Raw genomic sequence first — 26,450 nt, forward strand, 5'->3', positions numbered from 1 at the left:
AATCCTTACCAGTGTACCGGAAAATACGGTCACAAACAGAAAAGCCGCTACACTGGTCACAACAGCACCAAAGCATTACAATATGCCGCCTGCACATCCTTGCACTGAATCAATGGCCAGTTCGATGACAAAAAAATTACATATTAAAACCTGGGGCTGTCAGATGAATGAGTACGATTCATCGAAAATGTCAGACCTGCTGAACAATACTCACGGCTACTCTCTAACCGAAGATGCGGAAGAGGCGGACGTGCTGCTGCTGAATACCTGCTCTATCCGTGAAAAAGCGCAGGAAAAAGTGTTCCACCAATTAGGACGCTGGAAAAAGCTGAAAGATAACAATCCGGACCTGATTATCGGTGTCGGAGGATGTGTTGCCTCGCAGGAAGGTGATCATATCCGCCAGCGTGCCCACTATGTGGATATCGTGTTTGGCCCGCAAACCCTGCACCGTTTGCCGGAGATGATCAACAGCGTCCGTGGCAACAAGAGCCCAGTGGTGGACATCAGTTTCCCAGAAATCGAAAAATTTGACCGCCTGCCAGAACCACGGGCTGAAGGACCGAGTGCTTTTGTCTCCATTATGGAAGGCTGTAATAAATACTGCACCTTCTGTGTGGTGCCTTACACCCGCGGTGAAGAAGTCAGCCGTCCAAGCGACGATATCCTGTTTGAGATCGCCCAGTTGGCAGCCCAGGGGGTGCGTGAGGTCAATCTGCTGGGCCAAAACGTCAATGCCTACCGCGGTGAAAACTTTGACGGATCGGTATGTACCTTTGCCGACCTGTTACGCCTGGTGGCTGCCATCGACGGTATCGACCGCATCCGTTTTACCACCAGCCACCCAATCGAGTTTACCGACGATATCATTGAGGTGTACCGCGATACGCCGGAGCTGGTCAGTTTCCTGCACCTGCCGGTGCAGAGTGGTGCTGATCGTATTCTGACACTGATGAAGCGTGCCCACACGGCGCTGGAATATAAAGCGATAATCCGCAAACTGCGTGATGCGCGTCCGGATATCCAAATCAGCTCCGACTTTATTATCGGCTTCCCAGGAGAAACCCAAGAAGATTTCGAGAAAACCATGAAGCTGATTGCCGACGTCAACTTCGATATGAGCTTCAGCTTTATCTACTCGGCACGCCCGGGTACTCCAGCTGCCGATTTGCCAGACGATGTCAGCGAAGATGAGAAGAAACAACGCCTCTATATTCTTCAGGATCGTATCAATCAGCAGGCAATGGCCTGGAGCCGCCGCATGCTCGGTACCGTACAGCGTGTACTGGTGGAAGGCACCTCTCGTAAGAACCTAATGGAACTTTCCGGTCGTACCGAAAATAACCGTGTGGTCAACTTTGAAGGCACTCCAGAGATGGTCGGTAAGTTTGTCGACGTAGAAATTGTCGATGTTTATCCGAACTCCCTGCGTGGGGTAGCGGTCCGTACCGAGCAGGAGATGGATCTGCGCGTCACCGAATCTCCGGCCTCTGTCATTGCCCGTACCCGTAAAGAGAATGAGTCCGGCGTCGGGGTCTATCAGCCTTAACAGCTTCCTCCTGCCGCTGCCCTCCCGTGCGGCGGTAAATTTGCTACGCTGAAAGGGGTGGATTTTTAATAATCTGCCCCGATATCCCTCAGAAGAGACTTTCTGCGGCAGGCCCGATGTTGCCGCCGGATACCCTGATTCTGACTAACCGGCCCTTAGCGACCTAGAGGATTACTTTGAATATCGAAACCCGTGACATTGCCTTGGAACCTGCCGATAACCAACGCCTACTGAGTCTTACCGGCCCGTTTGACGATAACCTGAAACAGTTAGAACGTCGGCTCGGCATTGAAATCAATCGCCGTGATAACCGTTTTACCCTGACCGGTAAAGCGCTCTGTGTGGCGGCGGCAGAACAGATCCTGAAAAAACTCTATGTGGATACCGCACCGATGCGCGGTCAGAGCAAAGATATCGACCCACAGGATATCCATCTGGCGATTAAAGAGAGTGGCGTCCTAGAGCAGAGCGCTGAGAGTGTGCCTGACTACGGTAAAGCGGTGAACATCCAAACCCGCCGTGGCGTGATTAAGCCGCGTACCCCGAACCAGGCCAGTTATATTGCCCATATCCTCGACCACGATATTACCTTTGGTATTGGTCCAGCGGGAACCGGTAAGACTTATCTGGCAGTAGCGGCCGCGGTGGATGCCCTTGAGCGCCAAGAAGTGAGACGTATTCTGCTGACTCGTCCAGCAGTTGAAGCCGGTGAAAAGCTGGGCTTCCTGCCTGGGGATCTAAGTCAGAAAGTCGACCCTTATCTGCGCCCACTGTACGATGCACTGTTTGAAATGCTCGGCTTTGAAAAAGTGGAGAAGCTGATTGAGCGTAATGTCATTGAAGTCGCCCCGCTGGCCTATATGCGTGGCCGAACCCTCAATGATGCTTTTATTATTCTCGATGAGAGCCAGAACACCACCATCGAACAGATGAAGATGTTCTTGACCCGTATTGGCTTTAACTCAAAAGCGGTGATCACCGGTGACGTCACGCAGATCGACTTACCGCGTAATGCCCGCTCCGGCCTGAAACACGCCATTGAAGTGCTGTCCGAAGTGCCGGAACTCAGTTTTAACTTCTTTCATAGCGAAGATGTGGTCCGCCATCCGGTGGTAGCGCGCATCGTGGTGGCGTATGAAGCCTGGGAGGAAGCTGACCAAAAACGCCGCGACCAAGCGGCAGAAGAGCGTAAACGCGCGGCACTGGCTGCCGGGCAGGAGAATACCTGATATGAGCAGTCTTGTTACCCTCGACTTACAGCATGCCTGTGAACACACACAGGGATTACCGGATGAAGCGCAGTTCCTGCGCTGGCTGACAGCAGCGGTGGCGCCTTTTCAGCCAGAGAGTGAAGTGACCATTCGTCTGGTGGATGAAGCCGAGAGCCACGAGCTGAACCTCACCTATCGCGGTAAAGATAAGCCGACCAATGTGCTCTCATTCCCGTTCGAAGCTCCACCGGGTATTGAGGATCTCCCTTTACTGGGTGACCTGATCATCTGCCGCCAAGTGGTTGAGGCCGAAGCCGCAGAACAGGGCAAACCCGTCGAGGCCCACTGGGCACATATGGTGGTGCATGGTACCCTGCACCTTCTGGGCTATGACCATATCGAGGATGACGAAGCCGAAGAAATGGAAGGCCTCGAAACTGAGATAATGCTTGCTATGGGCTATACTGACCCGTACATTTCAGAGAAAGCACTTAACGATTGAGTGCCTTTTCAGCAACAGGCTGCCAGTGACCTCCCCTGGCAGCAACACTTCCCCTGATAGAGAGAACAAAAAAAATACGCCATGAGCGATGACCATTCACAAAACAGCGATACCCCCGCCAGTAAAAAGGGATTCTTTTCTTTACTGCTTAATCAGCTGTTCCACGGTGAACCTCAAAACCGTGACGAATTACTGGAGCTAATCCGCGATTCCGAACAAAAAGAGCTGATCGACCAGGATACCCGCGACATGATGGAAGGCGTGATGGAAATCGCCGAACAGCGGGTCAGGGATATTATGATCCCGCGTTCTCAGATGATCACCCTAAAACAAAACCAAAGCCTTGATGAGTGCCTGGATGTGATTATTGAGTCCGCCCACTCACGGTTCCCGGTGATCAGTGAAGACAAAGATCATGTGGAAGGTATTCTGATGGCCAAAGATTTACTGCCGTTTATGCGCAGTGACTCAAAGCCGTTCAGTATCGCTGATGTGCTCCGCCCAGTGGTGGTCGTGCCGGAGAGTAAACGTGTCGACCGGATGCTGAAAGAGTTTCGCTCGCAGCGCTATCACATGGCGATTGTCATCGATGAATTTGGTGGCGTCTCTGGCCTAGTGACCATTGAAGATATTCTGGAACTGATCGTCGGTGAAATTGAAGATGAATACGATGAAGAAGATAGCAGCGATATCCGCCAGCTCAGCCGCCACAGCTACTCACTGCGCGCACTGACCCCTATCGAAGACTTCAACGAAATCTTTGGCACCAGTTTCAGTGATGAAGAAGTCGACACTATCGGCGGCCTAGTGATGCAGAACTTCGGTCATCTTCCCGCCCGAGGTGAAAGTATCACCATCGATAACTATCAGTTTAAGGTCGCCATGGCTGACCGCCGCCGTATCCTACAGGTTCATGTCAGGATCCCGGAAGATGCCGACGCACCACAACTCGAAGACGAATAATCAGTCTATGACAGCACTGACCTCTGTTTTGCAGCGACAGGCACTTCGCCTGTTGCTGGCTGCTCTCACGGGTGCCGCCGGCACCCTTGCATTTTCCCCTTATGATTTCTGGCCTGCTGCCCTGCTCTCTCTGACCGGACTGCAAGTACTGACTTTGCAGCGTACCACTCGCCAGGCTGTCGCGATCGGCTTTGTCTGGGGAATGGGCCTGTTCGGCTCTGGGGTTAACTGGGTGTATGTCAGCATTGCTACCTTCGGTGGCATGCCGGGACCGGTGAATGTCATGCTGGTGGTGTTGCTGGCAGCTTGGTTGTCACTGTTCCCGATGCTGTTTACTGGTCTGCTTAACCGGATCTGGCCGCGTGCGACCCTCAGTCGTCTGTTGCTGGCCGCGCCGGCGCTGTGGCAGTTTACCGAGTTTCTACGGGGCTGGGTTCTGACCGGATTCCCATGGTTGCAGTTTGGCTACAGCCAAATTGAAGGCCCCCTAAAAGGTATTGCGCCGATTGCCGGCGTGGAAACCATTACCTTTGTGATGATGGTCATTGCAGGGCTTATCAGCTATACCTTAGTAACTCGCAAACTGTGGCCACTAGGGGTGGCTGTGGTAGCGATGCTAGCCGCTTGGCCACTACGTTATCTACATTGGTATCAGCCACAGACGGATCGCAGCGTATCGGTAGCGTTGGTGCAGGGTAATATTGCCCAGTCAATGAAGTGGGATCCGCAACAGCTACAGCGTACCCTTGATACCTATCTGCAATTGACTCGCCCGGAACTGGGACGGGCAAAACTGATTATCTGGCCGGAGTCCGCTATTACCGACTTGGAAAGTAATCAGCAGACTTTTCTCACCGAGATGGATCAAATCCTACGGCAACGTGGCAATACCCTGGCAACTGGCATCGTCGACTCTCGAGTAGAAGCTGACAATCGCTACCATGACTACAACAGCGTGGTGGTACTGGGTGATGCTGACAACCCTTACAGCTTTCAGAGTCGTGACCGCTACCGGAAGAATCATCTGGTGCCTTTCGGCGAGTTTGTTCCGATGGCGAGCCTGTTAAGGCCGCTGGCGCCGTTCTTCGATCTGCCGATGTCTGGCTTTAGTCGGGGTAACTATGTTCAGCCCCCATTAAAAATGGATGGCTACCGCCTGACCACCGCGATTTGCTATGAAATTGTCCTTGGTGAGCATGTGCGGGATAACTTCAGACCGGATACCGATTTCCTACTGACCGTTTCTAACGATGCCTGGTTTGGTCACTCCATTGGCCCATGGCAGCATCTGCAGATGGCGCGGATGCGGGCGCTGGAACTTGGCCGCCCGCTGCTGCGCGACACCAATAACGGTGTCACCGCTGTGGTGAATGCCCAAGGAGATATCGTTAAGCAGCTTCCGCAATTCCGTGAGGATGTTTTACAGGCGACCGTAACCCCGACCCGTGGCCTGACACCTTACGCACGTACCGGTAATCTCAGCGTGTGGATCCTCTCTGCACTGACGGCGCTGGCCGCCCTCGTCGCCTCTCGCCGCCGCCGATAAGCCTGCTGATGCCGGAGTCACTCACTCCGGCATCGTCTCCCTTTCTGTTTGCCCACCCCTTAGACCTTCCCGTACCTCTGGCTAAGCATCACTCCTTTTACCTGCCCCCTGCGGACCACAGTATTGGCATAGTACTTGCTTAACATTTACTGATATTCAGAAATAGAATGAAATATCTGCTTACTGTGGACTGACTTGCACTGTACAGGTGCGTCTATCTGTGAGTGGCGCATAACCAGGCAGATATACGGATATTTTTACCCCTCATTTTATTAACATCAAAGTATCATTTTATTAACTTTACGCTACTGTAAAAGGGGTGAGCCGAACCGTTTTCGTCACCACGTCTGCCCTCTCGACGGCTCGCTCGGGGGCACTGAGGACCTACCCTATGAGATTGCGGATATTGACCCTAAGCTTGACCATCAGCGCCCTGCTAAGCGGCACTGCCTTGGCTGACAACAGCTCTCCGACCTTAGACAAAATTGCCAGAGATGGCGTCATCGTGGTCGGACACCGCGAATCGTCGGTGCCGTTCTCTTATTATAATAATCAGCAGCAGGTGGTGGGGTATTCGCAGGAATATTCGAACGCCATCGTCGCGGCTATTAAGAAAGCCCTGAATAAACCAGACCTTCAGGTCAAAATGCTGCCTATTACCTCTCAAAACCGTATTCCGTTATTACAGAACGGAACCTATGACTTTGAGTGTGGCTCAACCACCAATAATCTGGAGCGCCAGAAACAGGCGGCTTTCTCCGACACCATTTTTGTGGTCGGCACCCGTCTGCTGGTGAAAAAAGGCAGCCCAATAAAGGATTTCAGCGACCTTAAAGGTAAAACTGTCGTCGTGACGTCGGGCACCACTTCTGAGATCCTGCTGAACAAACTCAATGATTCGCAGAAAATGGGCATGCGTATTATTAGTCCTAAAGATCACGGGGATTCATTCCGTACCCTGGAAACCGGTCGGGCGGTGGCATTTATGATGGATGATGCCCTGTTGGCCGGTGAACGCGCTAAGGCGAAAAAGCCGGATGACTGGGTCATTGTCGGGACACCGCAGTCCCATGAGGCCTATGGCTGTATGCTGCGTAAAGATGACCCCCAGTTTAAACAACTGATGGATACCACCATTGCTCAGGCACAGACCAGTGGTCAGGCCACACAATGGTATGACCGCTGGTTTAAACAACCTATCCCCCCAAAAAATATGACCATGAATTTTGATATGTCAGCGGATATGCAAGCACTGTTCAAATCACCGAACGACAAAGTGCTTAACTGATCCTCCGTGATTGACCGTCCGGGCGGCCTGCATGCCCGGCGCTTATCGTTATCTGTTTACGGGGAACTTGCTTCCCTGTCTGGGAGAATCTTATGGGGAACGACTGGCAATGGGGCATTTTTTTGCAGCCTGCCCCGTTTGGCAATACCACCTATCTCGGCTGGTTATGGTCTGGATTTCAGGTCACCGTAGCGGTATCTGCCTGTGCATGGGTGATCGCTTTTCTGGTCGGCTCTCTGTTCGGCATTCTGCGCACCGTGCCGAACCGCGTTCTGTCCGCTGTCGGTGGCTGCTATGTGGAACTGTTTCGTAACATCCCTTTGATTGTACAGTTTTTCTTCTGGTACCTAGTGGCGCCGGAACTGGTGGGGGAAACTTTGGGAATGTGGTTTAAAGCGGACCTGGCCCCCAATATCCAGTTTTTTGTCGCGTCGGTGACCTGCCTCGGTTTGTTTACCGCTGCCCGAGTCTGTGAACAGGTACGGGCCGCGATCCAGTCTCTGCCTCGCGGCCAGAAAGCCGCCAGCTTGGCATTGGGCATGACGTTGGCTCAGAGCTACCGCTATGTGTTGCTGCCCAATGCTTACCGACGGATTGTGCCGCCGATGACCTCGGAAATGCTTAACCTGGTGAAAAACTCCGCCATTGCCTCCACGATCGGCCTGATGGATATGGCGGCACAGGCCGGAAAATTGCTGGATTACTCCTCCCATGCCTACGAATCCTTTACCGCCATCACCCTCGGTTACATCCTGATCAACGTCGTAATTATGCTACTGATGAGCCTGGTCGAGCGTCGCAGTCGGCTACCCGGCCTACACGGAGGTGAATAATGTACAGTTTTGACTGGAGCTCTATTCCCCCTGCGCTACCCTATCTTGGGGACGGCATGCTGGTTACCCTAAAAATTACCGTCAGCGCCGTAGTGTTTGGCATCCTTTGGGGCACCTTGCTGGCAGTAATGCGCCTGTCACCACTACAGCTGGTAAGCAGTTTTGCCAAGCTGTATGTCAACCTGTTCAGGGCCGTGCCATTGGTGATGGTCTTGCTGTGGTTTTACCTTATCGTCCCTGGTTTACTGCAGCGAGTGCTCGGCCTATCTCCCACCACCGATATCCGGCTGATCTCGGCGATGGTAGCATTCTCGCTGTTTGAAGCGGCCTATTACGCCGAAATTATTCGTGCTGGCATCCAAGGGATTGGTAAAGGTCAGTCATCTGCGGCGCTGGCCTTGGGGATGACCTATAGCCAGAGTATGCGACTGGTGATCCTGCCACAGGCGTTTCGGGCGATGGTGCCACTGCTACTGACCCAGGGGATCGTGCTATTCCAAGATACCTCGCTGGTCTACGTCCTCAGTTTGGCTGATTTTTTCCGTACGGCCTCGACCATAGGCGAGCGTGACGGCACTCAAGTTGAGATGATCCTGTTTGCGGGGCTGGTCTATTTTGTGATCAGTTTGAGTTTCTCACTGCTGGTCACTGCGATGAAGAAAAAAAGGACCCTCTGATGATTACCCTGAAAAATGTTTCTAAATGGTATGGGCAGTTCCAAGTGCTGGCGGACTGCAGCACAGAGGTGAATAAAGGGGAAGTGGTGGTAGTGTGTGGCCCATCAGGGTCAGGTAAATCGACTCTGATCAAAACCGTCAATGGCTTGGAAGCGGTGCAACAGGGCAGCATTACCGTTAATGGTACCGAGGTCACCGCGGGAAAAACCAACCTCGCACAATTACGCAGTCGAGTTGGAATGGTGTTTCAGCATTTTGAACTGTTTCCCCATCTCAGCATTCTCGACAATTTGACACTGGCGCAGGTGAAGGTGCTGAAGCGGGATCGTGTATTGGCGCGGGATAAGGCGCTAAAGCTGTTGACCCGTGTCGGGCTGTCTGCCCACGCGAACAAATATCCGGCGCAGTTATCCGGAGGTCAACAGCAGCGGGTCGCCATCGCCCGGGCATTGTGTATGGACCCGGTTGCCATGCTGTTTGATGAACCCACGTCAGCCTTAGATCCGGAGATGATCAACGAAGTCTTGGATGTGATGGTCAGCCTTGCCAATGAAGGTATGACCATGATGGTCGTGACCCACGAAATGGGCTTTGCCCGAAAAGTGGCTAACCGCGTTATTTTTATGGATGAAGGACGAATTGTTGAAGATACCGATAAAGACGCGTTCTTCAGCCACCCCGCCAGCGAACGTGCCCGCGATTTCTTGGCAAAAATCCTCCACTGATCGCCCTCTCCTCCACGCCTGTAGCTGGGGGAGAAGTTTTCTTGGTCCGAAAGACCGTCCCGTAGAAGGTTTCCGTTAGAAATCGTGCCGCGTTGTCATGCGGGTGTTGTTGCAGGCTGGGCTTATGGGTATGCTATGCGGATCCCATAAAGACCATTTAAGCAGTATGCTTCGCGAAATTTAACAAGGACCACAGGCTGCCATGCAAGAGCAATATCGCCCGGAAGAGATAGAATCTAAAGTCCAGAAACACTGGCACGACCAGGATACTTTTAAAGTAACAGAGCAGGAAGGCAAAGAAAAATACTACTGCCTGTCTATGCTCCCCTATCCTTCGGGTCGTCTGCACATGGGCCACGTGCGTAACTATACCATCGGTGATGTGATCGCACGTTACCAGCGTCTGCAGGGCAAAAACGTACTGCAGCCGATTGGCTGGGATGCTTTTGGTCTGCCTGCAGAAGGGGCGGCGGTAAAAAATAATACCGCACCGGCGCCTTGGACCTACGAAAATATCGATTACATGAAGAACCAGCTGAAACTGCTGGGCTTTGGCTATGACTGGAGCCGTGAACTGGCCACCTGTCAGCCTGAATACTACCGTTGGGAGCAGTGGTTCTTTACCAAACTGTTCGAAAAAGGCTTGGTCTACAAAAAGACCTCTGCGGTTAACTGGTGTCCTAATGACCAGACGGTGCTGGCGAATGAGCAGGTTATCGAAGGCTGCTGCTGGCGCTGTGACACCAAAGTCGAGCGTAAAGAGATCCCTCAGTGGTTTATCAAAATCACCGATTATGCTGAAGAGCTGCTCAATGATCTGGATACCCTAGAGGGCTGGCCTGAGCAGGTTAAGACCATGCAACGTAACTGGATCGGCCGCTCTGAAGGGGTGGAAATCACCTTTAACGTGGCTGACAGCGACCAGACCCTGACTGTGTACACCACCCGTCCGGACACCTTTATGGGTGCCACCTATGTGGCGGTCGCTGCGGGTCACCCACTGGCGCAGCAGGCGGCAGAACATGACCCGTCACTGGCTGAATTTATCGAAGAGTGCCGTAATACCAAAGTTGCCGAAGCGGATATGGCGACCATGGAGAAAAAAGGTCACGCCACTGGGCGTTTCGTGCTCCACCCGCTTACCGGCGAAAAACTGCCACTGTGGGTAGCAAACTTCGTCCTGATGGAATACGGCACCGGTGCTGTAATGGCGGTCCCTGGCCATGATCAGCGCGACTGGGAATTTGCCAGCAAATACGATTTGCCCATTAAAGCGGTGATCCTCAATGAAGACGGCAGTGAGCCGGACCTCAGCGAAGGGGCGATGACCACCAAAGGAACCCTGTTTAACTCTTCACAGTTCGATGGTCTGTCTCATCAAGACGGCTTTAATGCCATTGCCGATGCGTTGGCTGCCAAAGGTGTCGGTGAGCGTAAAGTTAACTACCGTCTGCGGGACTGGGGCGTTTCTCGTCAGCGTTATTGGGGGGCACCGATCCCAATGGTGACCCTGGAAGACGGTACTGTGATGCCGACGCCGGAAGATCAGTTGCCGGTGATCCTGCCAGAAGACGTCGACATGAACGGGATCACCAGCCCGATTAAAGCCGATCCCGAGTGGGCAAAAACCACTGTTAACGGCCAGCCTGCGCTGCGTGAAACCGATACGTTCGATACCTTTATGGAATCCTCTTGGTACTACGCCCGTTATACCTGTGCGGATTACGACAAAGGGATGCTCGACCCGGCAGCCGCTAACTACTGGCTGCCCGTAGACCAGTATGTCGGCGGTATCGAACACGCCATTATGCACCTGATGTACTTCCGTTTCTTCCACAAGCTGTTGCGTGATGCTGGCTTGGTCAATTCTGACGAGCCTGCCAAGCGCCTGCTGTGTCAGGGCATGGTACTGGCGGATGCCTTCTACTACACCGGTGTAAACGGTGAGCGTAACTGGGTATCGCCGATCGATGTCAGTGTAGAGCGTGACGAAAAAGGCCGTATCACTAAGGCGACCGATAAAGATGGCCGTGAGGTGATCTATGCCGGTATGAGCAAAATGTCGAAATCGAAAAATAACGGTATCGATCCTCAGCTGATGGTAGAGCGTTACGGTGCCGATACCGTGCGTCTGTTTATGATGTTCGCCTCACCGGCAGACATGACCCTGGAATGGCAAGAGTCTGGCGTTGAAGGGGCAAACCGCTTCCTGAAACGAGTCTGGAAACTGGCCTTCGAGCACAGCAGCAAAGGTGCGACCGTGGCTCTGGACACCACTGCCCTGAACGATGATCAGAAAGCACTGCGTCGTGATGTGCACAAAACCATTGCTAAGGTTTCCGATGATATCGGTCGCCGTCAAACCTTTAACACCGCTATCGCCGCCATCATGGAACTGATGAACAAACTGCTGAAAGCGCCGCAGGAAACTGAACAGGATCGTGCGCTGATGCAAGAAGCGCTGGACGCGGTGGTACGTCTGCTGTATCCATTTACCCCACATGCTAGCTTCGAACTGTGGCAGGCGCTGGGTCACAGCGAATCTGTGGATAACGCCGAATGGCCGGTTGCCGATGACAGTGCTATGGTCGAGGATTCAGTGCTGATCGTGGTACAAGTTAACGGTAAGGTTCGTGGTAAAATTACCGTACCGGCGGATGCCAATCAGGAACAGGTCCAGGCCGCTGCGGCGGAAGAACCTCTGGTGGCAAAATATCTGGAAGGCGTCACCGTCCGTAAGGTGATTTATGTTCCGGGCAAGCTGCTTAACCTGGTTGTAGGTTAAGTTCAGGAGGCAAAGTGCGACATATTTTTTCAACCCTACTCCTGACGGTGGCCGTACTGGCCACCTCTGGTTGTGGTTTTCATCTGCGCGGTACTACTCAGATCCCCCCGGAAATGAGAACTATGATCCTCGACAGCGGTGACCCTTATGGGCCGCTGGCCAGGACTGTGCGTCAGCAGCTGCGGTTAAATAATATTACCCTAGTCAAGGACAGTACCAGCCGCCGCAATGAGGTACCCTCACTGCGCCTGGAGTCTGAACAGACCGGTCGTGATACTGCCTCCATCTTCTTGGACGGAACCTCAGCCGAGTATCAGTTACATCTGACGGTGATTGCTCAGATCCTGATCCCGGGCAAAGGGATCTTCCCACTGAGTACCACGGTATATCGTTCCTTCTTCGATAACCCAGGTGTTCCACTGGCGAAAGATTCTGAACAAACGCTGATCTACCAAGAGATGCGAGTGCGTGCTGCCGATCAATTAGTGCGCCAATTACTGGCCGTGCATACAGAGCAGGAGAGTATCCCCGCGACCCTGCCCGCCCCGGAGACCATTACTTCCCACTCCGGCCAGCAGAGTGACGCTTCCGGGTCAGTGAAAGCGCAGTAATGATTCGGATCTACCCTGAACAACTGACCGCGCAACTCCAAGAGGGGCTGCGCGGCAGTTATTTTCTCGCCGGTAACGACCCGCTGCTCCGTCAGGAGAGCCAGGATGCCATCCTCAGCGCGGCTAAAGCCCAAGAATTTCTTGAACACCAGACGGTCACTGTCGATAACCAGACTGACTGGGAGGCATTGTTTACCGATTGTCAGTCGCTGAGTTTATTCACCCGCCGCCAAACCCTGACCCTGCTAATGCCAGAGAATGGCCCCTCAGCAGCCATTGCCACTCGCCTCGCCGAGTTAGCCGCGCTGCTGCATCCTGACCTGTTACTGATTATGCAGCTAAATAAGCTGACTAAAGCCCAGGAGAACAGCCAGTGGTTTAAGGCCTTATCCAGTAGTGCGGTGATGGTCCCCTGCGTCACGCCGGAGCATGAGCATCTGCCCCGCTGGGTCAGCCAGCGTTGTAAAAACCTCGGGATAAGTATCGATCCTCAGGCGGTGCAGTTACTCTGTTACTGTTATGAGGGGAATCTACTGGCGTTAGCCCAAGCTCTGGAGCGGCTGTCATTGCTGTTTCCGGAAGGCACACTGACCCTGCCACGGGTCGAACAGGCGGTGAATGATGCGGCTCACTTTACCCCTTATCACTGGGTAGATGCCCTGCTAGCGGGAAAAAGTAAACGTGCGCTGCATATCCTGCAACAACTGCAGAAAGAAGGCGTGGAAACGGTTATTTTGCTGCGTACCTTACAGCGCGAGTTGATGACGTTGTTACAGTTACAGCGCAACCAGTCACAGCAAAATGTCCGCCAATTGATGGACAAACTGCGAGTCTGGCAGAATCGTCGACCTCTGTTTAGCGCTGCCTTACAACGGTTGGATGCTCGCCGGTTACACCTTGCTATCCGCACCTTGTCACAGATTGAGGTTAGTCTTAAACAGGATTACAGTACTGATGTCTGGCCACAGCTGACCTCCCTCAGCTTGGCGATCACCTTGCCGTCACTGCCGGAGACTGCCCTACATGGCTGACATCGAAGCGATTTTTGGTGGTACCTTCGACCCGATACATTACGGCCATCTGCGCTCCGCCGAGGCATTAGCGACGCTGACGGGGCTGAATAAAATCACCCTGATGCCTAACAATGTGCCACCACACCGTCCACAGCCGGCGGCTTCCCCTGCTCAACGGCTGGAAATGCTACGTTGTGCGGTGGCCGGTGATCCGCTGTTCGCCATCGACGATCGCGAATTGCACCGTGATGAACCCTCACGCACTGTCGACACTTTGCGCACCTTGCGCCAGGAGCGCGGCCCCCACCAGTCGTTGGCCTTTATCATCGGGCAGGACTCACTGTTATCGCTGAATAGATGGTACCAATGGCGCGAATTGTCGAAGCTATGTCACCTGCTGGTCTGCCGCCGACCTGGCTATGCACCGCAACCTGACTGCAGCGAACTGCAAGACTGGTTACATGACCGACAAACAGAGGATATTACCCGCCTGCACCAACAGCCGGCAGGTCTGGTCTTCCTGGCCGAGACACCGCTGTGGCCGGTTTCTGCCACCGATATCCGTCAACGCCTGCGGGCAGGCCTACCCTGTAACGATCTACTTCCTCCCGATGTCCTCCGCTACATCGCCCAGACAGGCTTATATCGCGACTGATAAGGTCGTGATATACTGCGCCGCTTAAATTTCCGGCTCTACAGCCGATTTTGTTATTTCCGTTATCACGAGGGGAACCTTTTGCAAGGCGAAACACTCCAATCCTTTGTTATCGATAAAATCGATGACCTGAAAGCTCAGAATATTGTTACTATTGATGTCCGTGGTAAATCCAGCATTACCGATTGCATGGTGATCTGTACTGGCACCTCTAATCGTCATGTGGTCTCTATCGCCGATCACCTAGTTCAAGAGTCCCGTGCTCAAGGCATTATGCCGCTTGGCACCGACGGCAAAGATGCCGGCGAATGGGTGGTGGTTGATCTGGGTGAAGTGATCGTGCACGTGATGCAGGAAGAAGCCCGTGAACTCTATGAGCTGGAAAAACTCTGGGGCTAAGCGGTGAAACTGCAACTTGTGGCCGTTGGTACAAAAATGCCTGACTGGGTACAGACAGGTTTTATGGATTATTTACGCCGTTTTCCGCGGGATATGCCGTTTGAATTAACGGAAGTCCCGGCCGGTAAGCGCGGCAAGAATGCGGATATCGCCCGTATTCTTGAAAAAGAAGGCGAAGCCATGCTGGCGGCCGTAGGCAAAGGGAACCGTATCGTCACCCTGGATGTTCCAGGTAAACCCTGGGATACCCCTGAACTGGCCCGGCAACTGGAGAGATGGAAGCAGGACGGTCGTGATGTCAGCCTGCTGATCGGTGGCCCGGAAGGGTTGGCACCTGCGTGTAAAGCCGCAGCGGAGCAAAGCTGGTCACTCTCTAACCTGACGCTTCCTCACCCCCTGGTCCGTGTTTTGGTGGCTGAAAGCCTTTACCGGGCATGGAGTATTACCACTAACCACCCTTATCATCGCGAATAGCCGATAAGGCCTTTTCCGGGCTGACAGACAGCGGATGAAACTCACCAGAAGCGCTTTTCGGGATTACACTGCTGAACAGAAACTGTTCGTCAGGCGGTCATTGCTGGCCTTAGGGGCCATTTTTCTTCTCAGCGGTATTCTGGCGTTTAATCTCTGGCATCTACAGATCCTTCGCTTTGATGATTACAGCACCCGCTCTAACCAGAACCGGATAAAACTGGTGCCGGTCGCGCCCAGCCGGGGGATTATCTACGACCGTAATAATCTGCCGCTGGCGATTAACCGCACCATTTATCAGGCAGAGCTAGTCCCGGAAAAAGTGGTCAACCTGCCGCAGACCTTGCGGGATTTACAGCCGATCCTCGATCTCAGTGCGGATGATCTAGATGCCTTTGAAAAAGAGCGTAAGCGTTCACGGCGTTTCACCTCAATCCCGTTAAAAACTAACCTCAGCGAAGCACAGATTGCCCGTTTTTCGGTGGATCAGTACCGTTACCCCGGCATCGAAATCAAAGGTTATCAGCGACGTTTTTATCCCTATGGTGCCTCTTTGACCCATGTGGTCGGATATGTGTCGAAAATTAATGACCGCGACCTCGCCAAATTGGATCAGCAAGGCAAGACCGGCAATTATGCAGCTACCCATGACATCGGTAAGCTCGGCATTGAAAGCTATTATGAAGATACCCTGCACGGTAAAACCGGCTATGAAGAGGTCGAGGTAAACAGCCGTGGGCGGGTGGTCCGTCAACTGCATCAAGAACCGCCGCAGGCTGGTCAAGACATCACCCTGACCCTCGACTTACGCCTACAGCAGTATATTGAAACCTTGTTGGCTGGCAGTCGGGCCGCCGTGGTGGTCAGCGATCCGCGTAATGGTGAAATCCTGGCGATGGTATCGACCCCAAGTTATGACGCTAATCTGTTTGTGAACGGTATCTCCACCACAGACTATAACGCCCTGTTAACCAATCCTGACCGGCCGCTGTATAACCGTGCCATTCAGGCCGCTTATCCCCCGGCGTCGACGGTCAAGCCTTATGTCGCAGTATCTGCCCTCAGTGAAGGTGTGATTAATCGTAACACTTCGTTATTCGATCCCGGCTGGTGGCAACTGCCGGGCTCGGAGAAACGTTACCGGGACTGGAAAAAATGGGGACATGGACGGCTTAACGTCACGAAATCTCTTGAAGAATCTGCTGATACTTTTTTCTATCAGGTCGCTTATGATATGGGCATTGACCGTCTGTCGGTGTGGATGCAGAAATTCGGCTATGGCGAACGCACTGGCATCGACCTACCGCAGGAAAGCACCGGTAATATGCCGACCCGTGACTGGAAAATGCGCCGCTTTAAGAAGCCTTGGTATCAGGGTGACACTATCCCAGTGGGCATTGGTCAGGGTTACTGGACGGCAACGCCTTTACAGATGAACAAAGCATTGATGACGCTGATTAATGACGGTGAAATCAAAACGCCGCATTTTCTGCTGGCTGAAAGTCGTGATGGCCAGTTGGTGCCCTATCAAGCGCCATCAGGCGGAACACTCGGTGATATCCACTCTGGATACTGGGAAATTGCTAAAGACGGGATGTACGGGGTGGCAAACCGCCCTAATGGCACCGCCAGAAAGAGCTTCGAATCGGCACCTTATAAGATTGCAGCAAAATCAGGTACCGCGCAGGTCTACGGCCTGAAAGAGAACGAAACCTATAATGCCCATAAGATCGCAGAGCGCTTACGGGACCATAAACTGATGACGGCCTTCGCCCCTTATGATAATCCGCGGGTGGCCGTTACCATGATTTTAGAAAACGGCGGTGCCGGTGCCGCTGTCGGGACGATTATGCGGCAGATCCTAGACCACATTATGCTGGGGGATAACACCATCCAGTTGCCCGACGCAGCCCCGCTTCCTCCCGGTGATGAAGGTGAGTAACAATGTCCCTCGGTAACAGTACGCAAAAGAGATCTTTCTGGGATCGTATCCATATTGACCCTCTGTTTGTGTTAATCATTTTTGCCCTGCTGACTTACAGTGGGTTTGTGATCTGGAGCGCCAGCGGCCAGGATCCGGGCATGATGGAGCGTAAGCTCGGTCAGATCGGTGGGGGCGTGGTGTTGATGCTGGTGTTAGCCCAGGTCCCTCCTCGTGTCTATGAGAGTTGGGCACCTTGGCTGTACCTGCTCAGTATCGTATTACTGGTGGCGGTAGATGCCTTCGGTCATATCAGTAAAGGAGCCCAGCGCTGGCTGGATCTCGGCTTTGTCCGTTTCCAGCCGTCAGAGATTGCGAAAATCGCGGTCCCACTGATGGTGGCACGCTTTATTAATCGCGATGTCTGTCCGCCGACTCTAAAAAATACTGGGCTGGCGTTGATATTGATTTTTTTACCCACCCTGCTGGTGGCAGCTCAGCCGGATCTGGGGACGGCTATCCTGATTGCCGCCTCTGGACTGTTTGTTTTGTTCTTATCAGGAATGAGTTGGAAACTGATTGGCGTGGCGCTGTTGCTGCTGGCCGCCTTTATCCCGATCCTTTGGTTCTTCTTGATGCATGATTATCAGCGAGACCGCGTCATGATGCTGCTTAATCCAGAGAGCGATCCTCTCGGTGCTGGTTATCACATTATTCAGTCCAAGATTGCCATTGGGTCCGGCGGCCTGCACGGCAAAGGTTGGCTGCACGGCACTCAGTCACAGCTAGAATTTTTGCCAGAACGTCAGACAGACTTTATCTTTGCGGTACTGGCTGAGGAGTTAGGGCTGGTCGGTGTACTAGCGTTACTTGCCCTCTATCTGCTATTAATTATGCGCGGACTAATGATCGCCGCCAAAGCCCAAACCACTTTTGGTCGAGTGCTCGCGGGCGGGATTATGCTGATCTTATTTGTTTATGTTTTTGTGAATATCGGAATGGTCAGCGGCATTCTGCCGGTGGTCGGCGTGCCTTTACCGCTCATCAGTTATGGTGGTTCAGCACTAACGGTTCTTATGGCGGGATTCGGCATCGTCATGTCGATTCATACACATCGAAAAATGTTATCAAAAAGCGTTTAAGGGGCACTACATGCGTAAGGAATGGCTGTTTAGTCTTGGGCTAACCTCAATGATCTTAGCGGGATGCTCGAATGAGTATACTCCGGCCCCCGCTCCTGCCCAGCCAGCATGGACCGGACCAGTGGTAGAGATCCCGGGAGTCCAACCTAAATATGAACCGCTGGTGCCTTCTGCCAACCGGGATTACCAGGTAAACGGGGTAGGCTACAAAGTGGTGACCGATGCCTCGCATTTCAGTCAGGTAGGGCTGGCAACCTCTTATGGTTCTGAGTCCGCAGGCAACCTCACTGCATCTGGGGAAAAATTCGATCCGAATGCGTATACCGCTGCCGACCCGGTGTTGCCGATCCCCAGTTATGCCCGTGTCACCAACTTGGCTAACGGCCGTCGTTTAGTGGTGCGTATCAATGACCGTGGCCCCTTCACGCCAGGCCGCATCATTGACCTCTCTGCTGCTGCGGCCAGTCGCCTGAATATCTCTGACAACACCACCGTACGGGTAGATGCTATCACGGTAGCCCCAGACGGGACCCTGTCCGGCCCTGGCACGGTCGGTACCAAAGTCGCCATCCAGAGCTATGACCTGCCTGCTCGTCCAAATCTCGGCGGCGCGCCGGATATGAGCTCCAGCGCCAGTACTGCCATCCCGGCTCAAGCGCCACAGGACGATAGCACCGCTATTCCCGACCAGGCACCGCAAGGTAGCAGTAATGTAATGCCGGTCTCAAATAGTACCCTGAACAGCGGTAGCCCGTCCCAAGGTGCTCCGGTTGAAAATAACGGTTTCCTCGGTGCACCGCAGCCACTGGCCAGCGGCACCCTAGAGTCCGATACCCCGGCGACACCGGCTGCCACTCAATCCCCAGCAACGGAGAGCCATACTGCCCAAGCCACTGCGGCTCCGGCACAAACTGCCCTGCCCGCCCGCCACAGCACCGCTGCGGCAGCGGCCAGCGCAAGTCGTGGCCACTATGTGGTACAGGTTGCCGCCGTCAATAACCCGAAAAGTGCACAACAACTCCAGCAGAAACTCAGCAATGAGTACGGTGTCAGCGGCCATGTTCAGCAGGTGAGCGACAATATTTACCGAGTGCAGCTAGGCGGCTATGCCGAACGTAGCCAAGCAGATGCGCTGAAACAACGTTTATCCGCCGGAAATGTGAACGGTTTTGTCACCAGCACCCAGTAATCCGCAGTCCAGTGATGGCAAAGCATAAACTTAAGTAAAGCAGGATGCCGGCCTCCCCGGCATCCTGTTATAGTTCGTAACAAATCTCTCTTCCACGGATGAAGTTACATTTATAATGAAAAACACCTCTCCCCTACGCTTTCTATCTCCGCTGACCTCAGGAACCCTGATTGCCCTGCTTATCAGCCACTCGGTGATGGCCGACGATGCTCGCCTAAAAACCATGATCCCCGCGGTGCCTGATATTGATGCGGAAGCCTATATTCTTATCGACTACAACTCCGGTACCGTGCTGGCAGAAAAAAATGCCGATGCCCGCCGTGATCCCGCCAGTCTAACCAAGATGATGACCAGTTATGTGATCGGTCAGGCGATCAAAGCGGGGAAAATTCATTCGGAAGATGAAGTGACAGTCGGTCAGGATGCTTGGGCCACCGGTAATCCAGTGTTTAAGGGCAGTTCTCTGATGTTCCTCAAGCCCGGGGACCGGGTGCCAGTCTCGCAACTGACGCGGGGTATTGTTCTGCAATCCGGTAATGATGCTTGTGTTGCTATGGCGGATTACGTCGCGGGCAGCCAAGCGTCCTTTGTCAGTCTAATGAATAACTACGTCCAGACTCTCGGGCTGAAAAACACCCACTTCCAAACGGTCCACGGGCTGGACGCCGACGGTCAATACAGTTCGGCGCGGGATATGGCACTGATTGGTCAGGCGCTGATCCGCGATGTACCGGATGAATATGCCATCTATAAAGAGAAAGAGTTTACCTTCAACAATATCCGTCAGATGAACCGTAACGGCTTATTGTGGGACAACAGTCTAAGTGTTGACGGTATTAAAACCGGCCACACTTCCGCTGCTGGCTATAACTTAGTGGCCTCCGCGACCGAAGGCCAGATGCGGCTGATCTCGGCAGTTATGGGCGGACGTACCTATAAAGGCCGTGAATCCGAGAGTAAGAAGCTGCTGACGTGGGGCTTCCGCTTCTTTGAAACCGTCTCTCCGCTGAAAGCCGGTAAAGATTTTGCCTCGGAGCCGGTGTGGTTCGGCAATGCTGACCATGTTCAACTTGGAGTTGACCGTAACGTCTACCTGACCATTCCCCGTGGCCGTGCCAAAGACTTAAAAGCCAGCTATACCCTGACCAGTAACCAGTTGGATGCCCCACTAACCAAAGGTCAGGCAGTAGGGACTATTGATTTCCGCCTAGATGGTAAGAGCATCGCTCAGCAACCGTTGGTAGTGCTGCAGGATATCGGTCAGGGGAGCCTGTTTAGCCGGTTGTTGGACTCAATTAAGCTGATGTTCCATCGCCTGATGAACTGAGTGCAGGACTTGAAAAATTCTCAGTAATCCCCATAGTATAATTATCTTATATACCCCCGTTAATGCGGGGTATTTTCTGGTTCCGGAGTTACTATGAAAACTAAACTGAATGAATTACTCGAATTTCCAACCCCGTTTACTTATAAAGTGATGGGGCTGGCTGAGCCAGGGTTAGTTGATCAGGTGGTTGAAGTGGTACAGCGCCACGCCCCGGGTGATTACTCCCCTGAGGTAAAACCAAGCAGTAAAGGTAACTACCACTCTGTCTCAATTACTATCAATGCGACCCATATTGAGCAGGTAGAGACCCTATACGAAGAGCTCGGTAATATCGAAATCGTGCGTATGGTGCTGTAATGTTGTACCGCGAAAGCTATCATCGGCTTTCGCGGAAATTCCCCCCTGTGAATGGATCATACTCTTGTCCAGCCAACCTCTGATTGTCCGTCAATTGGGCTTACTCAACTGGCAGACCGTATCCGATGCCATGCATCGTTTTACCGACCAGCGTAACAACCAAACCCACGACGAGCTGTGGCTCACCCAGCATCCTGCGGTATTTACCCAAGGACAGGCCGGTAAGGCCGAGCATCTGTTGATGACAGGGGAGATACCTGTCATGCAAAGCGATCGTGGCGGCCAGGTCACCTATCATGGTCCCGGTCAGCAAATTCTTTATGTGTTAGTGGATATCAAACGCCGAAAAATCGGGGTTCGCCAACTGGTCACTGTGCTAGAGCAGATAGTGATTGATACCTTAGCGGAGAGTGCCATCACCGCCTATGCACGTGACGATGCGCCCGGTGTCTATGTGGACGGTAAAAAAATCTGTTCATTAGGACTGCGTATCCGTAAAGGCTGTTCTTTCCACGGTCTGGCACTGAATGTGGATATGGACTTATCGCCGTTCAGCCGTATTAATCCTTGCGGCTATGCCGGTCTTGAGATGACCCGCCTGTCAGACCTGGGGAGCCCAATGAACAGCGACCAAGTGGCCACACGGCTGGTGCACCACTTTTTGCAACAGATTCCTTATGATGATATCGGTTATCATCAGGGGTTGCCGCCCCTATCCTGACGGGCGAGTATGCCGCTGGCGTGGACAGCTGCCCCGCCAGCGGCAAAATGATATACTTTTTTCATTGTTACCCCGGGTTGTGTAGTCTCTGCTGCAGGCAACCCGCAAACGGAACCCGCAGAAATGAGTAAACCAGTTCAGATAGAACGCGGCGTCAAATACCGTGATGCCGATAAAATGGCGTTAATCCCTGTTAAAACCGTGGTCAGCGAGCATCAGGAATTATTACGCAAGCCGGAGTGGATGAAGATCAAACTACCTGCCGATTCGACCCGTATTCAGGGCATCAAAGCGGCAATGCGTAAAAATGGCTTACACTCCGTGTGTGAGGAAGCTTCCTGCCCTAACCTAGCGGAGTGCTTTAACCACGGTACCGCAACCTTTATGATCCTTGGGGCTATCTGTACCCGGCGTTGCCCATTCTGTGATGTCGCTCATGGTCGTCCGGTCGCACCGGATGCCGGTGAACCCGAGAAGCTGGGGCAAACCATTGCAGATATGGCGCTGAAATACGTGGTGATCACCTCCGTGGACCGAGACGATCTGCGTGATGGTGGAGCTGGCCATTTTGCGGACTGTATCACTGCTATCCGTGCTAAAAGCCCTCAGATTAAAATCGAGACCCTGGTCCCAGACTTCCGTGGCCGTATGGACAGAGCATTGGAGATTTTGACACAGTCGCCGCCAGATGTGTTTAACCACAATCTAGAGAATGTGCCGCGCCTTTACCGCCAGGTGCGTCCAGGTGCTGATTATCAGTGGTCACTGACTTTGCTGCAGAAATTCAAGGAATTGCATCCGGAGATCCCGACAAAATCCGGATTGATGGTCGGTCTGGGTGAGACCAATGAAGAGATCATAGAAGTTATGCGCGACCTACGCCGCCACGGGGTGACCATGCTGACTCTCGGCCAATACCTGCAACCTAGCCGCCACCATCTGCCGGTACAACGTTATGTCAGTCCCGCGGAGTTTGATGAGATGAAAGCAGAAGCCTTGGCGATGGGCTTCACCCATGCCGCCTGTGGGCCTTTCGTCCGCTCTTCTTATCATGCCGATATGCAGGCCCAAGGTCTGGAAATCAAATAATCTTCATCGGCGGCATTGTCTGCCGGTGTGATGCTACCCGCGCGCTACCAAAAATCCCATAAAAAACCAGACAGCTTGCTGTCTGGTTTTACTGGCATCTGTCCGTAGACAGTAGGCCGGAAGTTAAGAGTTGCTCTCTTTATGACTGTGGCTAACGCGCTCAGCAGCAATATCTTCAGCTTCATTTTTGGTGACTGCCGTTGTGTCATCTTCTTTCATGGCTTTTTTAAAGCCTTTAATGGCACTGCCCAAGTCACCACCCAGCGAACGTAATTTATTAGTGCCGAAAAGCAATACAATGAGTGCACCGATAATCAGCAGTTTGGTAATACTGATACCTTCCATAATTGACCTTTAAACCTCAGCGAAGAACGTTACGCTTACATTAATACGCAAGGTGAGTATAACACAATACATTTCTGTAACAGATTATCAAAAGCACGAATCGCCCTATTCAACGCATCAAGGAGGAAGAGGGGCTATTTTATTGGCAGCGTTATTAGTCGAGGACAGTACGGATATCAATTTGTCAGAAAAGGCTCACTGAACGGCAGGCAATAAAAAACCCGCCATTGGCGGGTTTTAGAGATTCTGACTGAAAATTACAGGCTGATAACGTTAGCAGCAGATGGGCCTTTGGCACCGTCAGTAATTTCAAACTCTACGCGCTGACCTTCAGCCAGAGTTTTGAAGCCATTGCTCTGGATAGCAGAGAAGTGTACGAATACGTCTTTGCTGCCATCTTCTGGAGTAATGAAACCGAATCCTTTAGATTCATTAAACCACTTAACGTTACCTTTAATCTTGGACATCTTATTACCTTTACATGAAAAATGGACACTAAACTGTGTCGACATGTAGTACATCAATTGCGGTGCAATTTGTCCAGCACCATTTGATGAAAAACTGATAAATGTCCTGTTTTTGGCTCAATGGCGCACTTTTTGTACAAGAATATCCCTTAGAACTGTACGCGCAACCAAGCAAAGAAAACGTTTCCGTTGTTACGCGTACCAGGAATATAGGTCATTTGGAAATTAGCAGGCCCATACCCCACCGATGCCAACGGCAAAATCAGCGGGATCGGCACATAGTTCCAGTTATTGCGCATAGTCACACCGGCCGTATACCCTGCCCCAACATGAAAGCGCTGATCACTGAGGGGTCGCCAAGTCGCTTCCCATCCATAACCGCCTATCGGCTCCCATTTGTTAAAGGAATCCTTAAACGCCATCACATACAGACCGTTCCAGTTACCTTTCTCATCGTAACGGGAAATACCGCCGCCAGCGCCCCAAGGACGTTCGTTGTAGCGTTCGATATGCTCGTGGTCATAGGTAAGCCGGTTATGCCAAGTAATGACCGGCAGATAAAAGTCGCTGTTCGGCGAGGATGTCCATGTGGTGGTGACATTCTGCTTGAATGTCTGCCAGAGGCCGGACACATCCTGTGCCGTTGTGTCAGCGAGGGTTAGGGGCGAAATACACAGTCCGGCCATCAACAGGGCGCACTGGCTGTAGCTTTTCGTTTTCACAACATTACCTGTTACATCGTTTAGCAAACTGCTGAAACCTCCCGTGGCAATGGGGCTTCCCCTACAGTAATCACTGCCTAAGCGGTCTCAGAAGCTCTGTAAAAAGATCGGGCCGCACTCGCGACCCGGATATGCAGAGGGGGGCGATTCTACCCGTTTTCCCCGGGGGTAGGTACCGGTGAAGTCAAAGAATCCGCTTGTTTCAGAATTTCCTCTGCCTGCTGCTGGTCAGAAGCCTCCTTTTTGAGACTCTTCTGAGACTGACCAGTCTGTGGATCATAGATCAGGTGCGCCAAGAAAGGAAAATGATCAGAGCCAATGCTTTCAAGGCGACGTATCGAGCCAAGCACGAAATCTTGGCTATGGAAAATATGATCCAGCGGCCAGCGCAGCATGGGATAACCGGCATGGAAAGTGCAGAACATGCCACGGCCACGACGAGGGTCGAGCAATCCACTGATTTTTAGAAATAGCCGAGTCGTGCGCGACCAAGCGACGTCATTAAGATCCCCAGTGACAATTGCCGGTAATCCGGCCTGTGCCACACTTTTCCCCACTAGCACCAATTCAGTATCACGGTCTTTCGACTCATCATTTTCCGTTGGGCTCGGCGGCATCGGATGTATACAGTGCAGACGGACTTCACTGCCGTTTTCCATCATCACTAACATGTGCATGGAGGGAATGTCTTTATCCACCAGATACTGAATTTCAGCATCACTGAGCGGCAACTTTGACCAGACATGCATACCGTAGAGATTATCTTTCGGACAGCGCACACTGTAGGGATAATCCTCATTCAGCACATCCAGTTGTTGCTCCCACCACAGATCAGTCTCTACTGCGACCAGAATATCTGGGCGTTCGGTACTGATCAGCCTCAATAGTTTTTCGGCATGACGGTTCGGTGTTAACACGTTAGATACTAGGATCCGCAAGCTCGGTTTTTTGTTATACCCACAGGCATCCCTCACTTGCTTCTTCCCCCAGCAGCTATAGGGAAAAATCCACCAGCACTGATACGCGCAGCAAGCCAGTGCGATCACCAGCAGCAGCGTACTTTGCAGCGGATGTGTCCCGATAAAAAACAACGGCAATAGCGTCAGACAGGCCGAAATGGTCAACAGTTGTAGCCGAGGGAAATCCCAGACTCGGATCCACCAAGCAGGATTACGCGACAGCGGTGCCAAGGTTACCAGCACCAATAAAAAGGTTAATAACGTATCAATAACCACTGGCTTTCCTCTTCCTTAGTACGATGCCGGAGGCGAGCTGCTTACCCTCGTAGGTGATCACTGTTTACCGCTAAAAGTGCCGATAATACCGGCAGCTCCCAGAGTGTGACCATTCAAGTGGTTAAATAGCGCCTCTGTGTCTAATCCTGCTGGCAGGCTATTGGCGGGCAGATCGGTGGCAATCAGTGTAAAGGTATAGAAGTGGGTATCGGCATTGGCTGGCGGACAAGGGCCATTGTAGGCATCACGACCAAAGGAATTTTTCCCGCCGGTAAAGCCGCGGCCTTCGGCCAGAGCGGTCCGATCCATCCCGCTAGCAGTGCTAGGAATGCCATAGGCCAGCAGATGGGTGATACCCAGCCCATTACGCCCTTGAGTATCGGCAATGATCAATGCAAAACTTTTGGTCCCAGTCGGGGCATTTTTCCAGGCCAGTGCCGGCGAGATATTCTGCCCTTTACAGGCCGCGACATCCGGCAGGTTACCGCCGGAAGCTTTCGGCATGGTATGCCCGGAGGTAAAGTCCGGTGAGCGTAGGGAAAAAGTCGGCTGCTGTGCCGCAAAAGCGCCCGCAGTACTCAGTGATGCCAATAATACACCCGCTAATATTTTTTTCATCGTCAATTCCCCTATAGGGGGTAGCCCGCGGCTACCCGTCAATAACTGTTACCATCAACATCGTGGTCTGGCCCTGTGACTCTCAGGCT

Annotated in this window: 27 protein-coding genes; 22 read left to right on the forward strand and 5 right to left on the reverse strand. The window is 52.7% G+C overall.

From position 1 onward, the window contains the following. Positions 1–124: 124 nt before the first annotated feature. The 22 genes from miaB to lipA all read left to right on the forward strand — a co-directional run bounded on the left by miaB (position 125) and on the right by lipA (position 22,974). Positions 125–1,549: a tRNA (N6-isopentenyl adenosine(37)-C2)-methylthiotransferase MiaB gene (gene miaB, locus DW47_RS0115410; RefSeq protein WP_038027651.1), complete on the forward strand. Its 1,425-nt coding sequence runs from the start codon at positions 125–127 to the stop codon at positions 1,547–1,549. 176 nt (positions 1,550–1,725) lie between these two features. Beyond that, the gene (locus DW47_RS0115415; protein ID WP_029687326.1) at positions 1,726–2,778 is read left to right on the forward strand and encodes a PhoH family protein; all 1,053 of its coding nucleotides are present in this window, start codon (positions 1,726–1,728) and stop codon (positions 2,776–2,778) included. Between the two features lies 1 nt (position 2,779). After that, positions 2,780–3,262 (forward strand): rRNA maturation RNase YbeY, encoded by a 483-nt coding sequence (gene ybeY / locus DW47_RS0115420; protein WP_029687327.1) that lies wholly within the window; start codon positions 2,780–2,782, stop codon positions 3,260–3,262. Between the two features lie 81 nt (positions 3,263–3,343). Then, entirely contained in the window at positions 3,344–4,225 is an 882-nt protein-coding gene (corC, locus tag DW47_RS0115425; RefSeq protein WP_029687328.1) for a CNNM family magnesium/cobalt transport protein CorC, read from the forward strand. Beyond that, positions 4,194–5,771, forward strand: coding sequence for an apolipoprotein N-acyltransferase (gene lnt, locus DW47_RS0115430; RefSeq protein ID WP_241430779.1), 1,578 nt, complete (start codon positions 4,194–4,196; stop codon positions 5,769–5,771). Before corC ends, lnt begins: the two co-directional genes overlap by 32 nt. 391 nt (positions 5,772–6,162) lie before the next feature. Next, positions 6,163–7,059: a glutamate/aspartate ABC transporter substrate-binding protein gene (locus DW47_RS0115435; protein WP_029687331.1), complete on the forward strand. Its 897-nt coding sequence runs from the start codon at positions 6,163–6,165 to the stop codon at positions 7,057–7,059. 92 nt (positions 7,060–7,151) lie between these two features. Then, on the forward strand, positions 7,152–7,892 hold the full coding sequence (locus tag DW47_RS0115440; protein ID WP_029687332.1) for an amino acid ABC transporter permease: 741 nt from the start codon (positions 7,152–7,154) through the stop codon (positions 7,890–7,892). Then, positions 7,892–8,569, forward strand: coding sequence for a glutamate/aspartate ABC transporter permease GltK (gene gltK / locus DW47_RS0115445; protein ID WP_029687333.1), 678 nt, complete (start codon positions 7,892–7,894; stop codon positions 8,567–8,569). The genes DW47_RS0115440 and gltK overlap by 1 nt, the downstream gene beginning before the upstream one ends. Further along, a complete protein-coding gene (locus DW47_RS0115450; protein WP_029687335.1) occupies positions 8,569–9,294 on the forward strand; it encodes an amino acid ABC transporter ATP-binding protein in 726 nt (241 codons plus the stop codon). The genes gltK and DW47_RS0115450 overlap by 1 nt, the downstream gene beginning before the upstream one ends. A gap of 202 nt (positions 9,295–9,496) precedes the next feature. Continuing rightward, entirely contained in the window at positions 9,497–12,079 is a 2,583-nt protein-coding gene (gene leuS / locus DW47_RS0115455) for a leucine--tRNA ligase (protein ID WP_029687336.1), read from the forward strand. A gap of 14 nt (positions 12,080–12,093) precedes the next feature. Further along, entirely contained in the window at positions 12,094–12,690 is a 597-nt protein-coding gene (lptE, locus tag DW47_RS0115460; protein WP_029687337.1) for an LPS assembly lipoprotein LptE, read from the forward strand. Next, on the forward strand, positions 12,690–13,721 hold the full coding sequence (holA, locus tag DW47_RS0115465) for a DNA polymerase III subunit delta (protein ID WP_029687338.1): 1,032 nt from the start codon (positions 12,690–12,692) through the stop codon (positions 13,719–13,721). Before lptE ends, holA begins: the two co-directional genes overlap by 1 nt. Next, the gene (gene nadD, locus DW47_RS0115470; protein WP_029687339.1) at positions 13,714–14,358 is read left to right on the forward strand and encodes a nicotinate-nucleotide adenylyltransferase; all 645 of its coding nucleotides are present in this window, start codon (positions 13,714–13,716) and stop codon (positions 14,356–14,358) included. The genes holA and nadD overlap by 8 nt, the downstream gene beginning before the upstream one ends. An 81-nt stretch (positions 14,359–14,439) precedes the next feature. Beyond that, positions 14,440–14,757 (forward strand): ribosome silencing factor, encoded by a 318-nt coding sequence (gene rsfS / locus DW47_RS0115475; RefSeq protein ID WP_029687340.1) that lies wholly within the window; start codon positions 14,440–14,442, stop codon positions 14,755–14,757. Positions 14,758–14,760: 3 nt separating this feature from the next. Further along, positions 14,761–15,231, forward strand: coding sequence for a 23S rRNA (pseudouridine(1915)-N(3))-methyltransferase RlmH (gene rlmH / locus DW47_RS0115480; RefSeq protein WP_029687342.1), 471 nt, complete (start codon positions 14,761–14,763; stop codon positions 15,229–15,231). 34 nt (positions 15,232–15,265) lie between these two features. After that, on the forward strand, positions 15,266–17,170 hold the full coding sequence (mrdA, locus tag DW47_RS0115485; protein ID WP_029687343.1) for a peptidoglycan DD-transpeptidase MrdA: 1,905 nt from the start codon (positions 15,266–15,268) through the stop codon (positions 17,168–17,170). Between the two features lie 2 nt (positions 17,171–17,172). Continuing rightward, on the forward strand, positions 17,173–18,291 hold the full coding sequence (gene mrdB / locus DW47_RS0115490; protein ID WP_029687344.1) for a peptidoglycan glycosyltransferase MrdB: 1,119 nt from the start codon (positions 17,173–17,175) through the stop codon (positions 18,289–18,291). A gap of 10 nt (positions 18,292–18,301) precedes the next feature. After that, the gene (rlpA, locus tag DW47_RS0115495) at positions 18,302–19,480 is read left to right on the forward strand and encodes an endolytic peptidoglycan transglycosylase RlpA (RefSeq protein WP_029687345.1); all 1,179 of its coding nucleotides are present in this window, start codon (positions 18,302–18,304) and stop codon (positions 19,478–19,480) included. Between the two features lie 115 nt (positions 19,481–19,595). Further along, positions 19,596–20,807 (forward strand): D-alanyl-D-alanine carboxypeptidase DacA, encoded by a 1,212-nt coding sequence (gene dacA, locus DW47_RS0115500; RefSeq protein ID WP_029687346.1) that lies wholly within the window; start codon positions 19,596–19,598, stop codon positions 20,805–20,807. 93 nt (positions 20,808–20,900) lie between these two features. Beyond that, positions 20,901–21,164 (forward strand): DUF493 family protein YbeD, encoded by a 264-nt coding sequence (ybeD, locus tag DW47_RS0115505; protein WP_029687347.1) that lies wholly within the window; start codon positions 20,901–20,903, stop codon positions 21,162–21,164. A 64-nt stretch (positions 21,165–21,228) separates the two neighbouring features. Continuing rightward, the gene (gene lipB, locus DW47_RS0115510; RefSeq protein ID WP_029687348.1) at positions 21,229–21,885 is read left to right on the forward strand and encodes a lipoyl(octanoyl) transferase LipB; all 657 of its coding nucleotides are present in this window, start codon (positions 21,229–21,231) and stop codon (positions 21,883–21,885) included. A 123-nt stretch (positions 21,886–22,008) separates the two neighbouring features. Then, on the forward strand, positions 22,009–22,974 hold the full coding sequence (gene lipA / locus DW47_RS0115515; RefSeq protein ID WP_029687349.1) for a lipoyl synthase: 966 nt from the start codon (positions 22,009–22,011) through the stop codon (positions 22,972–22,974). Between the two features lie 123 nt (positions 22,975–23,097). On the opposite strand, the gene tatE is transcribed toward lipA, so the two are convergent. The 5 genes from tatE to DW47_RS0115540 all read right to left on the reverse strand — a co-directional run bounded on the left by tatE (position 23,098) and on the right by DW47_RS0115540 (position 26,361). Further along, on the reverse strand, positions 23,098–23,319 hold the full coding sequence (gene tatE / locus DW47_RS0115520) for a twin-arginine translocase subunit TatE (protein WP_029687351.1): 222 nt from the start codon (positions 23,317–23,319) through the stop codon (positions 23,098–23,100). Between the two features lie 257 nt (positions 23,320–23,576). Further along, complete coding sequence (gene cspE / locus DW47_RS0115525; protein WP_006118399.1) at positions 23,577–23,786, reverse strand: transcription antiterminator/RNA stability regulator CspE; 210 nt, start codon at positions 23,784–23,786, stop codon at positions 23,577–23,579. A gap of 149 nt (positions 23,787–23,935) precedes the next feature. After that, complete coding sequence (gene pagP / locus DW47_RS0115530) at positions 23,936–24,472, reverse strand: lipid IV(A) palmitoyltransferase PagP (protein WP_029687353.1); 537 nt, start codon at positions 24,470–24,472, stop codon at positions 23,936–23,938. A gap of 185 nt (positions 24,473–24,657) precedes the next feature. Further along, positions 24,658–25,743, reverse strand: coding sequence for an endonuclease/exonuclease/phosphatase family protein (locus tag DW47_RS0115535; protein ID WP_029687354.1), 1,086 nt, complete (start codon positions 25,741–25,743; stop codon positions 24,658–24,660). A gap of 57 nt (positions 25,744–25,800) precedes the next feature. Further along, positions 25,801–26,361: a YbhB/YbcL family Raf kinase inhibitor-like protein gene (locus DW47_RS0115540; protein WP_029687355.1), complete on the reverse strand. Its 561-nt coding sequence runs from the start codon at positions 26,359–26,361 to the stop codon at positions 25,801–25,803. Positions 26,362–26,450: the final 89 nt, after the last annotated feature.

This window comes from Tatumella saanichensis (assembly GCF_000439375.1).
Classification (GTDB): Bacteria; Pseudomonadota; Gammaproteobacteria; order Enterobacterales; family Enterobacteriaceae; genus Tatumella; species Tatumella saanichensis.

Excerpts from the sequence above, each read along its gene's own strand:
- holA (WP_029687338.1), top strand. The coding sequence starts at position 12,690 with ATGATTCGGATCTACCCTGAACAACTGACCGCGCAACTCCAAGAGGGG.
- corC (WP_029687328.1), top strand. The coding sequence starts at position 3,344 with ATGAGCGATGACCATTCACAAAACAGCGATACCCCCGCCAGTAAAAAG.
- rlpA (WP_029687345.1), top strand. The coding sequence starts at position 18,302 with ATGCGTAAGGAATGGCTGTTTAGTCTTGGGCTAACCTCAATGATCTTA.
- ybeY (WP_029687327.1), top strand. The coding sequence starts at position 2,780 with ATGAGCAGTCTTGTTACCCTCGACTTACAGCATGCCTGTGAACACACA.
- DW47_RS0115435 (WP_029687331.1), top strand. The coding sequence starts at position 6,163 with ATGAGATTGCGGATATTGACCCTAAGCTTGACCATCAGCGCCCTGCTA.
- cspE (WP_006118399.1), bottom strand. The coding sequence starts at position 23,786 with ATGTCCAAGATTAAAGGTAACGTTAAGTGGTTTAATGAATCTAAAGGA.
- miaB (WP_038027651.1), top strand. The coding sequence starts at position 125 with ATGACAAAAAAATTACATATTAAAACCTGGGGCTGTCAGATGAATGAG.
- nadD (WP_029687339.1), top strand. The coding sequence starts at position 13,714 with ATGGCTGACATCGAAGCGATTTTTGGTGGTACCTTCGACCCGATACAT.
- dacA (WP_029687346.1), top strand. The coding sequence starts at position 19,596 with ATGAAAAACACCTCTCCCCTACGCTTTCTATCTCCGCTGACCTCAGGA.
- tatE (WP_029687351.1), bottom strand. The coding sequence starts at position 23,319 with ATGGAAGGTATCAGTATTACCAAACTGCTGATTATCGGTGCACTCATT.
- mrdB (WP_029687344.1), top strand. The coding sequence starts at position 17,173 with ATGTCCCTCGGTAACAGTACGCAAAAGAGATCTTTCTGGGATCGTATC.
- ybeD (WP_029687347.1), top strand. The coding sequence starts at position 20,901 with ATGAAAACTAAACTGAATGAATTACTCGAATTTCCAACCCCGTTTACT.
- mrdA (WP_029687343.1), top strand. The coding sequence starts at position 15,266 with ATGAAACTCACCAGAAGCGCTTTTCGGGATTACACTGCTGAACAGAAA.
- pagP (WP_029687353.1), bottom strand. The coding sequence starts at position 24,472 with ATGGCCGGACTGTGTATTTCGCCCCTAACCCTCGCTGACACAACGGCA.
- gltK (WP_029687333.1), top strand. The coding sequence starts at position 7,892 with ATGTACAGTTTTGACTGGAGCTCTATTCCCCCTGCGCTACCCTATCTT.
- DW47_RS0115450 (WP_029687335.1), top strand. The coding sequence starts at position 8,569 with ATGATTACCCTGAAAAATGTTTCTAAATGGTATGGGCAGTTCCAAGTG.
- DW47_RS0115540 (WP_029687355.1), bottom strand. The coding sequence starts at position 26,361 with ATGAAAAAAATATTAGCGGGTGTATTATTGGCATCACTGAGTACTGCG.
- lnt (WP_241430779.1), top strand. The coding sequence starts at position 4,194 with ATGCCGACGCACCACAACTCGAAGACGAATAATCAGTCTATGACAGCA.
- leuS (WP_029687336.1), top strand. The coding sequence starts at position 9,497 with ATGCAAGAGCAATATCGCCCGGAAGAGATAGAATCTAAAGTCCAGAAA.
- lipA (WP_029687349.1), top strand. The coding sequence starts at position 22,009 with ATGAGTAAACCAGTTCAGATAGAACGCGGCGTCAAATACCGTGATGCC.
- DW47_RS0115440 (WP_029687332.1), top strand. The coding sequence starts at position 7,152 with ATGGGGAACGACTGGCAATGGGGCATTTTTTTGCAGCCTGCCCCGTTT.